Below are 10178 nucleotides of genomic sequence, written 5' to 3'. Positions count from 1 at the left end.
CAAGCAGAAGTGGATGCAATGGTTAAACGTATCGAAGACTTCATGGCGAAAGTTTCTCCATCAACTGATCATGCAACTCCAGCTAATGACCAAGCTGCCCAAACACCAGCTGTAGCTCCAGCTACTGCTCAAGCAGCAGCTAATGCTGGTCAAACAGCATCAGCACAAGCAAATGCGCGTAAAGCAGCTAAAGAATTGCCAAATACAGGTACAGCAGATTCTACTGTAGCTATGGTAGCAGCAGCCGCAAGTGCTTTACTTGGCCTTGGTCTTGCAGGTCGACGTCGTAAAGAAGACGAAGAAGCTTAATTAGTAGATTGTTTGATAAACATCAGACGATAAGTCCGATTTTCAAAGTTTAAACAAGTACCTCTCATAAGAAAATCTCCTAGCAGGGAAGCCTGCTAGGAGATTTTACTAGTGAATCAAATGATAGTTCGTTATTATATTATTTTAAAGCTGTCATATTGACATACAATTGAATTTTTGCTAGAATCCTTGCAGGAGTATACGTCTAATGAAAATAATAAAAAAATTGATGCAAATCGCATTAGCAGTCTTTTTCTTTAGCTTACTGGCGACAAGTACAGTATTGGCGGATGATACTGATTCAGAGGGTTGGAAATTTGTCCAAGAAAACGGAAGAACCTACTACAAGAAGGGGGACCTCAAAGAAACCTACTGGCGAGTGATTGATGGTAAGTACTATTATTTTGATTCTTTATCTGGAGAGATGGTTGTCGGCTGGCAATATATACCTGCTCCACACGAAGGGGTTACGATTGGTTTTTCTCTAAGGCAAGATATTGCTTTTAGACCAGATTGGTTTTACTTTGGTCAAGATGGGGTACTACAAAAATTTGTTGGTAAGCAAGTTTTAGAAGCAAAAACTGCTACAAATACCAACAAACATCATGGGGAACAATATGATAGTCCAGCAGAGAAACGAGTCTATTATTTTGAAGATCAACGTAGTTATCACACCTTAAAAACTGGTTGGGTTTATGATGAGGGGCACTGGTATTATTTACTGAAGGATGATGGATTTGATTCTCGCATCAACAGATTGACTGTTGGGGAACTAGCACGTGGTTGAACCAATGATAACTCAACTTGGTACTATCTAGATCCAACAACTGCTGCAATGCAAACTGGTTGGAAACAACTTGGTAATAACTGGTACTATCTCCGTTCATCAGGAGCAATGGCAACTGGCTGGTATCAGGAAGGCTCAACTTGGTATTATTTAGATCAGCCAAATGGCGATATGAAAACTGGTTGGCAAAACCTTGGGAACAACTGGTACTATCTCCGTTCATCAGGAGCTATGGCAACTGGTTGGTATCAGGAAGACTCAACTTGGTATTATCTAAATGCAAGTAATGACGATATGACGACAGGTTGGTTCCAGGTCAATGGCAAATGGTACTATGCTTATAGCTCAGGTGCTTTGGCAGTGAATACCACTGTAGATGGCTACTACGTCAACTATAATGGCGAATGGGTTCAATAATGAAAGAAGCGATTGTGAATGGAAACAATCGCTTTTTTTGTGAAAATATAATAAAATAGATAGGAGAGAATAAATACTTGTATGAAAAGATGAGACGGTTTTTTCGTCTAGTAAAAGGAAAAAATGACAAAAAAAATTGGTGTCGGTCAGGCACATAGTAAGATTATTTTAATAGGAGAGCATGCGGTTGTTTACGGTTATCCTGCTATTTCCTTGCCTCTTTTGGAGGTGGAGGTGACTTGTAAGGTAGTTCCTGCAGCGAGTCCTTGGCGTCTCTATGAAGAGGATACCTTGTCCATGGCAGTTTATGCTTCGCTGGAGTATTTGGATATCAAAGAAGCCTGTATTCGCTGTGAGATTGACTCGGCTATCCCTGAGAAACGGGGAATGGGTTCGTCAGCTGCTATCAGCATAGCGGCTATTCGTGCGGTATTTGACTACTATGAGGCTGATCTGCCTCATGATGTATTGGAAATCTTGGTCAATCGGGCTGAGATGATTGCCCATATGAATCCTAGTGGTTTGGATGCTAAGACCTGTCTAAGTGACCAACCTATTCGCTTTATTAAAAACGTAGGATTTACAGAGCTTGAGATGAATTTATCTGCCTATTTGGTCATTGCAGATACGGGCGTTTATGGTCATACTCGTGAAGCCATCCAAGTGGTTCAAAACAAGGGGAAGGATGCCCTGCCGTTTTTACATGCCTTGGGGGAATTGACCCAGCAGGCAGAAGATGCGATTAGACGAAAAGATGCTGAAGGACTGGGAAAAATCCTCAGTCAAGCGCATTTACATCTAAAAGAAATTGGTGTTAGTAGCCCTGAGGCGGATTCTCTAGTTGAAACGGCTCTTAGCCATGGTGCTCTGGGTGCCAAGATGAGCGGTGGTGGGCTAGGAGGCTGTATCATAGCTTTGGCAACCAATTTGACTCAAGCTCAAGAACTAGCAGAAAGATTAGAAGAGAAAGGAGCTGTTCAGACATGGATAGAGAGCCTGTAACAGTACGTTCTTACGCAAATATTGCTATTATCAAATATTGGGGAAAGAAAAAAGAGAAAGAGATGGTGCCTGCTACTAGCAGTATCTCTCTGACTTTGGAAAATATGTACACAGAGACGACTTTGTCGCCTCTACCGACGGATGCGATGGCTGATGCCTTTTATATCAATGGTCAGCTACAAAATGAGGCGGAGCATGCCAAAATGAGTAAGATTATTGACCGTTACCGTCCAGCTGGTGAGGGCTTTGTCCGTATCGATACTCAAAATAATATGCCTACCGCGGCGGGTCTGTCCTCAAGTTCTAGTGGTTTGTCCGCCCTGGTCAAGGCTTGTAATGCTTATTTCAAGCTTGGATTGGATAGAAGTCAGCTAGCGCAGGAAGCGAAGTTTGCCTCAGGCTCTTCCTCTCGGAGTTTTTATGGACCATTAGGTGCCTGGGACAAGGATAGCGGAGAGATTTACCTGGTAGAGACAGACCTGAAACTAGCTATGATTATGTTGGTACTAGAGGACAAGAAAAAACCAATCTCTAGCCGTGACGGGATGAAACTCTGTGTGGAAACTTCGACGACTTTTGATGACTGGGTCCGTCAGTCTGAGAAAGACTATCAGGATATGCTGGTTTATCTCAAGGAAAATGACTTTGCCAAGGTTGGGGAGTTAACGGAGGAAAATGCCCTGGCTATGCACGCTACGACCAAAACAGCATCACCAGCCTTTTCTTATCTGACGGATGCAAGCTATGAAGCAATGGACTTTGTCCGCCAGCTTCGTGAGCAAGGGGAAGCCTGCTACTTTACTATGGATGCTGGTCCCAATGTCAAGGTTCTCTGTCAAGAGAAAGACTTGGAGCATTTATCAGAAATCTTCGGTCAACGTTATCGCTTGATTGTGTCAAAAACAAAGGATTTGAGTCAAGATGATTGCTGTTAAAACTTGCGGAAAACTCTATTGGGCAGGTGAATATGCTATTTTAGAGCCAGGGCAGTTGGCCTTGATAAAGGCCATTCCTATCTATATGAAGGGAGAGATTGCTTTTTCTGATAGTTATCGTATCTATTCGGATCTGTTTGATTTTGCAGTGGATTTGACACCAAATCCTGACTATAGCTTGATTCAAGAAACAATTGCTTTAGTGGAAGATTTCCTCGTTTATCGTGGGGAGACCTTGCGACCTTTTTCTTTGGAAATCCGAGGAAAAATGGAACGAGAAGGGAAAAAGTTTGGTTTAGGTTCTAGCGGTAGCGTCGTTGTCTTGGTCATCAAGGCTCTGCTGGCTCTATATAATCTTTCGGTTGATCAGGATCTCTTGTTCAAGCTGGCCAGTGCTGTCTTGCTTAAGCGCGGAGACAATGGTTCTATGGGGGACATTGCCTGTATTGTGGCAGAGGATTTGGTTCTCTACCAGTCATTTGATCGCCAGAAGGTGGCTGCTTGGTTGGAAGAAGAAAACTTAGCGACTGTTTTAGAGCGTGATTGGGGCTTTTCAATCTCACACGTACAACCTGCCCTAGAATGTGATTTCCTAGTGGGATGGACCAAGGAAGTGGCTGTATCGAGTCACATGGTCCAGCAAATCAAGCAAAATATCAATCAGAATTTTTTAAGTTCCTCAAAAGAAACGGTGGTTTCTTTGGTAGAAGCCTTGGAACAGGGGAAATCAGAAAAAATTATCGAGCAAGTAGAAGTAGCCAGTAAGCTCTTAGAAAGCTTGAGCGCAGATATTTACACGCCTTCGCTTAGACAGTTGAAAGAAGCCAGTCAAGATTTGCAGGCTGTTGCCAAGAGTAGCGGCGCTGGTGGTGGTGATTGTGGTATTGCCTTGAGTTTTAATGAGCAATCAACTGAAACCCTAAAAAACCGTTGGGCCGATCTGGGGATTGAGCTCTTATACCAAGAAAGGATGGGACATGACGACAAATCGTAAGGATGAGCACATCCGCTATGCCCTTGAGCAGAAAAGTTCCTACAACAGCTTTGATGAGGTGGAGTTGATTCATTCTTCCTTGCCTCTTTACGACCTGGATGAAATCGATCTGTCGACAGAGTTTGCTGGTCGAAAGTGGGATTTTCCTTTCTATATCAATGCCATGACGGGTGGGAGTGAAAAAGGTAAAGAAATCAATCAAAAACTAGCTCAGGTGGCGGACGCCTGTGGGATTTTGTTTGTGACGGGATCTTATAGCGCAGCCCTCAAAGATTCAACAGATGACTCTTTTTCTGTCAAGTCTAGTCATCCAAATCTCCTTCTTGGAACCAATATTGGATTGGACAAGCCTGTCGAATTAGGTCTTCAGACTGTAGATGAGATGACCCCTCTTCTCCTGCAAGTGCATGTCAATGTCATGCAGGAATTACTCATGCCTGAGGGAGAAAGGAAGTTCAGATGCTGGCAATCGAATCTGGCAGACTATAGTAAGCAAATCCCCGTTCCGATTGTCCTCAAGGAAGTGGGCTTTGGAATGGATGTGAAGACCATCGAAAGAGCCTATGAATTGGGTGTTCGTACAGTGGATCTATCAGGTCGTGGTGGTACCAGCTTTGCCTATATTGAAAACCGTCGCAGTGGTCAACGTGATTACCTCAATCAATGGGGTCAGTCCACCATGCAGGCCCTTCTCAATGCCCAAGACTGGAAAGATAAGGTCGAACTTTTGGTTAGCGGAGGGGTTCGGAACCCGCTGGATATGATTAAGTGTTTGGTCTTTGGCGCAAAGGCTGTAGGGCTGTCACGAACCGTTCTGGAATTGGTTGAAACCTATTCAGTCGAAGAAGTGATTGATATTATCCAAGGCTGGAAAGCGGATTTACGCTTAATCATGTGTGCTCTTAATTGTGCTACTATAGCAGGTTTGCAAAGCGTAGATTACATTCTTTATGGAAAATTAAAAGAAGCAAAGGATCAGATGAAAAAGGCGTAACCACCGCCTTTTTTCCATCTTCAGACCGAGGTGGCTTTTTTGAATTGTGATAAAATAGAAAGGAGAGGATGAACCTAATGAGAAAATTTAAAATCTTTTTATTTATCGAAGCCTGTCTGTTGACAGGAGCTCTGATTTTGATGGTATCAGAGCATTTTTCGCGTTTTCTGCTGATTTTATTCCTCTTTTTGCTTTTGATTCGCTATTACACTGGTAAAGAGGGCAATAATCTTCTTTTAGTGGCGGCAACCATTCTCTTCTTTTTCATCGTCATGCTCAATCCTTTTGTGATTTTAGCTATTTTTGTTGCGGTTATATACAGCCTCTTTCTTCTTTATCCGATGATGAACCAGGAAAAAGAGCAGACCAATTTGGTTTTTGAAGAGGTGGTAACGGTTAAGAAGGAGAAAAATCGTTGGTTTGGCAATCTCCATCATTTTTCAAGCTACCAGACTTGCCAGTTTGATGATATCAATCTCTTTCGCCTCATGGGCAAGGATACCATTCATCTGGAGAGGGTCATCTTAACTAATCACGATAATGTCATTATCCTCAGAAAGATGGTAGGTACGACCAAAATCATTGTGCCTGTAGATGTGGAAGTCAGTCTCAGCGTTAACTGTCTCTATGGTGATTTGACTTTCTTTAACCAGCCCAAGCGACCCCTCCGAAATGAACACTATCATCAAGAAACAAGAGACTACCTTAAGAGTAACAAGAGTGTCAAGATTTTCTTGACCACTATGATTGGAGATGTTGAGGTGGTTAGAGGATGAAAAAACAAGCCTATGTAATCATTGCTCTCACCTCCTTTATGTTTGTCTTATTTTTCTCTCACAGCTTAATGGACATCCTTGACTTTGACTGGTCTATTTTCCTGCATAATGTTGAAAAAACAGAAAAATTTGTCTTTTTGTTGTTGGTATTCAGCTTGTCCATGACCTGTCTTTTAGCCCTGTTTTGGCGAGGTGTGGAAGAGCTTTCTCTAAGAAAAATGCAGGCTAATCTTAAGCGTTTGTTGGCAGGGCAAGAAGTGGTTCAGGTTGCAGATCCAGATTTGGATGCCAGCTTTAAGTCCTTATCTGGCAAACTTAACCTCTTGACAGAAGCACTTCAAAAGGCTGAAAATCACAGTCTTGCTCAGGAAGAGGAAATCATCGAGAAAGAACGGAAGCGGATTGCTCGGGATTTGCACGATACAGTCAGTCAGGAGTTGTTTGCGGCCCACATGATTTTGTCAGGCGTCAGTCAGCAGGCTTTGAAATTGGATAGAGAAAAGATGCAGATCCAGTTGCAGAGTGTTACAGCCATCCTTGAAACAGCCCAGAAGGATTTGCGGGTCTTGCTCTTGCATTTGCGACCAGTTGAATTGGAACAGAAGAGCTTGATTGAAGGGATTCAAATTCTCCTAAAAGAGCTTGAGGACAAGAGCGATCTCAAGGTTAGTTTCAAGCAAAATGTGACGAAATTGCCCAAGAAAATCGAGGAGCATATCTTCCGCATCTTGCAGGAGTTGATCAGCAATACCCTCCGCCATGCCCAGGCCTCTTGTTTGGATGTCTATCTCTATCAGACGGATGTTGAATTGCAGCTGAAGGTGGTGGATAATGGGATTGGTTTCCAGTTGGGGAGCTTAGACGACTTGAGTTATGGACTTCGTAATATCAAGGAGCGGGTCGAAGATATGGCAGGGACGGTTCAGTTATTAACAGCTCCCAAGCAAGGACTGGCAGTTGATATCCGTATTCCCTTGTTAGGTAAGGAATCATAAAGGAGTAGAGATGAAAATTTTACTAGTAGATGACCATGAAATGGTCCGATTGGGCTTGAAAAGTTACTTTGACCTCCAAGACGATGTAGAAGTTGTGGGCGAGGCGGCAAACGGGTCTCAAGGTATTGACTTGGCCTTGAAACTGCGTCCAGATGTCATTGTCATGGATATCGTTATGCCTGAGATAAATGGAATTGATGCGACCTTGGCTATCCTCAAAGAATGGCCTGAAGCCAAGATTTTGATTGTGAGCTCTTATTTGGACAATGAAAAAATCATGCCCGTCTTAGATGCAGGTGCTCGTGGCTATATGCTTAAGACTTCTAGTGCCGACGAACTGCTCCATGCTGTCCGTAAGGTGGCTGCTGGGGAGTTGGCCATTGAGCAAGAGGTCAGCAAAAAAGTCGAATACCACCGCAATCACATAGAACTACATGAGGACCTGACTGCGCGTGAGCGAGATGTTCTCCAACTCATCGCCAAGGGCTACGAAAATCAGCGTATCGCAGATGAACTTTTTATCTCTCTCAAGACGGTCAAGACCCACGTGTCCAACATTCTTGCCAAACTTGAAGTCAGCGATCGTACCCAAGCTGCAGTCTATGCCTTTCAGCATCATTTGGTAGGGCATGAGGATTTTTAGATGAGTCTAACAGATTTACTTGAGGAGCTAGAAGCAGCAAAAAATCCTAAAAAAGCAGGGCCTATGGAGGCCTATATGCGTCATCAATTTTCCTTTCTAGGCGTTGCGGCGCCAGAAAGAAATAAACTCTATAAAAAATACTTTCCAGAAGCGAAAAAAACAAAGATTATCGATTGGGATTTTGTAGATACTTGCTGGGAAAAAGAGTCTAGAGAATACCAGTATGTGGCTGCCAATTATTTGAAAGCAATGCAGTCTTATCTAACGGAGAACGATTTACCTAAGCTTGAGCGGTTAATCTTCACAAAATCCTGGTGGGATACGGTGGATATCCTAGATCGAGTAGTAGGGAGTTTGGTGTATGAGAAGCAGGAACTGGAAAAAATAATCCTCCAATGGAGCCTGTCAGACAATATCTGGTTGAGACGCATCGCTATTGACCACCAGTTGTTAAGAAAAGAGAAGACCAATGTTCAATTACTGGAAAAGATTCTGCTTCATAATTTGAATCAAACAGAATTCTTTATCAATAAAGCCATTGGCTGGGCTCTGAGAGACTACTCCAAAACGAATCCAACTTGGGTAGCAGGCTTCATTGAGAAAAACAAGGAAAGAATGGCTGACCTTAGTATCAAAGAAGCAAGCAAGTACCTCTAGCGTTATTGAAAAGCGCATTCATTACTTGAAAAAAGTCGCCCATTTATGTTATAATAGACTGTATTTAAAAAATTTTAAGGAGAAATGACAGAATGTCTGTATCATTTGAAAACAAAGAAACAAACCGTGGTGTCTTGACTTTCACTATCTCTCAAGACCAAATCAAACCAGAATTGGATCGTGTCTTCAACTCAGTGAAGAAATCTCTTAATGTTCCAGGTTTCCGTAAAGGTCACCTTCCACGTCCTATCTTCGACAAAAAATTTGGTGAAGAGTCACTTTACCAAGACGTTATGAACGCTCTTTTGCCAAATGCTTATGAATCAGCTGTAAAAGAAGCTGGTCTTGAAGTGGTTGCTCAACCAAAAATTGACGTAACTTCAATGGAAAAAGGTCAAGACTGGGTTATCACTGCTGAAGTCGTTACAAAACCTGAAGTAAAATTGGGTGACTATAAAAACCTTGAAGTATCAGTAGATGTTGAAAAAGAAGTAACTGACGCTGACGTTGAAGAGCGTATCGAACGCGAACGCAACAACTTGGCTGAATTGGTTATCAAAGAAGCTGCTGCTGAAAACGGCGACACTGTTGTTATCGACTTCGTTGGTTCTATCGACGGTGTTGAATTTGACGGTGGAAAAGGTGAAAACTTCTCACTTGGACTTGGTTCAGGTCAATTCATCCCAGGTTTCGAAGACCAATTGGTAGGTCACTCAGCTGGTGAAACTGTTGATGTTATCGTAACATTCCCAGAAGACTACCAAGCAGAAGACCTTGCAGGTAAAGATGCTAAATTCGTGACAACTATCCACGAAGTAAAAGCTAAAGAAGTTCCAGCTCTTGATGATGAACTTGCAAAAGACATCGATGAAGAAGTTGAAACACTTGCTGAATTGAAAGAAAAATACCGCAATGAATTGGCTGCTGCTAAAGAAGAAGCTTACAAAGATGCCGTTGAAGGTGCAGCAATCGATAAAGCTGTAGAAAATGCTGAAATCGTAGAACTTCCAGAAGAAATGATCCACGAAGAAGTTCACCGTTCAGTAAATGAATTCCTTGGAAACTTGCAACGTCAAGGTATCAACCCTGACATGTACTTCCAAATCACTGGAACTACTCAAGAAGACCTTCACAATCAATATCAGGCAGAAGCTGAGTCACGTACTAAGACTAACCTTGTTATCGAAGCAGTTGCGAAAGCTGAAGGATTTGACGCTTCAGAAGAAGAAATCCAAAAAGAAATCGAGCAATTGGCAGCAGACTACAACATGGAAGTTGCACAAGTTCAAAACTTGCTTTCAGCTGACATGTTGAAACACGATATCACTATCAAAAAAGCTGTTGAATTGATTACAAGCACAGCAACAGTTAAATAATCTTATACTCTTCGAAAATCAAATTCAAACCACGTCAGTGTCGCCTTACCGTACTCAAGTACAGCTTGCGGCTAGCTTCCTAGTTTGCTCTTTGATTTTCATTGAGTATTAATAAACAAAAATCCCACCTGAATTGTACTGACCCCAAAAAGTTAGACAATTAATTTATGCGAAGGATTTAGTTCTGTATTGCACAGGACTGAGTCCTTTTAGTTTGGCTCTTTGTCAACTGTAGTGGGTTGAAGAAAAGCGGCTCTTTGTCAACTGTAGTGGGTTGAAGAAAAGCTAAGCTC

At 42.4% G+C, this 10178-nt stretch carries 10 protein-coding genes and 1 pseudogene; all 11 read left to right on the top strand.

Annotated features, from left to right (window positions below; translation table 11 throughout):
* The coding region (locus tag QP439_RS08415; RefSeq protein ID WP_261229302.1) for an LPXTG cell wall anchor domain-containing protein at window positions 1–309 on the top strand (309 nt) is incomplete at its 5' end.
* 208 nt (window positions 310–517) lie between these two features.
* Window positions 518–1513, top strand: a pseudogene (cbpF, locus tag QP439_RS08410) (choline-binding protein CbpF).
* Window positions 1514–1636: 123 nt separating this feature from the next.
* Window positions 1637–2515, top strand: a complete 879-nt coding sequence (gene mvk / locus QP439_RS08405) for a mevalonate kinase (RefSeq protein WP_261039957.1) — start codon at window positions 1637–1639, stop codon at window positions 2513–2515.
* Window positions 2497–3450 carry a diphosphomevalonate decarboxylase gene (gene mvaD, locus QP439_RS08400; protein ID WP_084927844.1) on the top strand — a complete coding sequence of 318 codons (954 nt, stop codon included), beginning with the start codon at window positions 2497–2499 and terminating at the stop codon, window positions 3448–3450. The genes mvk and mvaD overlap by 19 nt, the downstream gene beginning before the upstream one ends.
* Window positions 3437–4444: a phosphomevalonate kinase gene (locus QP439_RS08395; RefSeq protein WP_261039947.1), complete on the top strand. Its 1008-nt coding sequence runs from the start codon at window positions 3437–3439 to the stop codon at window positions 4442–4444. Before mvaD ends, QP439_RS08395 begins: the two co-directional genes overlap by 14 nt.
* On the top strand, window positions 4428–5438 hold the full coding sequence (gene fni / locus QP439_RS08390) for a type 2 isopentenyl-diphosphate Delta-isomerase (RefSeq protein ID WP_033686443.1): 1011 nt from the start codon (window positions 4428–4430) through the stop codon (window positions 5436–5438). Before QP439_RS08395 ends, fni begins: the two co-directional genes overlap by 17 nt.
* A gap of 77 nt (window positions 5439–5515) precedes the next feature.
* Complete coding sequence (gene liaF / locus QP439_RS08385; RefSeq protein ID WP_261447032.1) at window positions 5516–6214, top strand: cell wall-active antibiotics response protein LiaF; 699 nt, start codon at window positions 5516–5518, stop codon at window positions 6212–6214.
* Entirely contained in the window at window positions 6211–7209 is a 999-nt protein-coding gene (locus tag QP439_RS08380) for an envelope stress sensor histidine kinase LiaS (RefSeq protein WP_023946582.1), read from the top strand. Before liaF ends, QP439_RS08380 begins: the two co-directional genes overlap by 4 nt.
* A 10-nt stretch (window positions 7210–7219) precedes the next feature.
* The gene (locus QP439_RS08375; protein ID WP_023946580.1) at window positions 7220–7852 is read left to right on the top strand and encodes a response regulator transcription factor; all 633 of its coding nucleotides are present in this window, start codon (window positions 7220–7222) and stop codon (window positions 7850–7852) included.
* Window positions 7853–8509 (top strand): DNA alkylation repair protein, encoded by a 657-nt coding sequence (locus QP439_RS08370; RefSeq protein WP_023946579.1) that lies wholly within the window; start codon window positions 7853–7855, stop codon window positions 8507–8509. It begins immediately after the preceding gene.
* 92 nt (window positions 8510–8601) lie between these two features.
* Window positions 8602–9885 (top strand): trigger factor, encoded by a 1284-nt coding sequence (tig, locus tag QP439_RS08365; RefSeq protein WP_261447031.1) that lies wholly within the window; start codon window positions 8602–8604, stop codon window positions 9883–9885.
* Window positions 9886–10178 lie beyond the last annotated feature (293 nt).

The sequence above is a fragment of the Streptococcus sp. UMB1203 genome, from assembly GCF_030217725.1.
Classification (GTDB): Bacteria; Bacillota; Bacilli; order Lactobacillales; family Streptococcaceae; genus Streptococcus.
Note: the sequence above shows the minus strand (reverse complement) of the source record. Positions and strands in the feature narration are given on the sequence as shown.

Bases quoted from the DNA above. Each gene is read 5' to 3' on its own strand.
- mvk (WP_261039957.1), top strand. From the start codon at position 1,637: ATGACAAAAAAAATTGGTGTCGGTCAGGCACATAGTAAGATTATTTTA.
- mvaD (WP_084927844.1), top strand. From the start codon at position 2,497: ATGGATAGAGAGCCTGTAACAGTACGTTCTTACGCAAATATTGCTATT.
- QP439_RS08395 (WP_261039947.1), top strand. From the start codon at position 3,437: ATGATTGCTGTTAAAACTTGCGGAAAACTCTATTGGGCAGGTGAATAT.
- fni (WP_033686443.1), top strand. From the start codon at position 4,428: ATGACGACAAATCGTAAGGATGAGCACATCCGCTATGCCCTTGAGCAG.
- liaF (WP_261447032.1), top strand. From the start codon at position 5,516: ATGAGAAAATTTAAAATCTTTTTATTTATCGAAGCCTGTCTGTTGACA.
- QP439_RS08380 (WP_023946582.1), top strand. From the start codon at position 6,211: ATGAAAAAACAAGCCTATGTAATCATTGCTCTCACCTCCTTTATGTTT.
- QP439_RS08375 (WP_023946580.1), top strand. From the start codon at position 7,220: ATGAAAATTTTACTAGTAGATGACCATGAAATGGTCCGATTGGGCTTG.
- QP439_RS08370 (WP_023946579.1), top strand. From the start codon at position 7,853: ATGAGTCTAACAGATTTACTTGAGGAGCTAGAAGCAGCAAAAAATCCT.
- tig (WP_261447031.1), top strand. From the start codon at position 8,602: ATGTCTGTATCATTTGAAAACAAAGAAACAAACCGTGGTGTCTTGACT.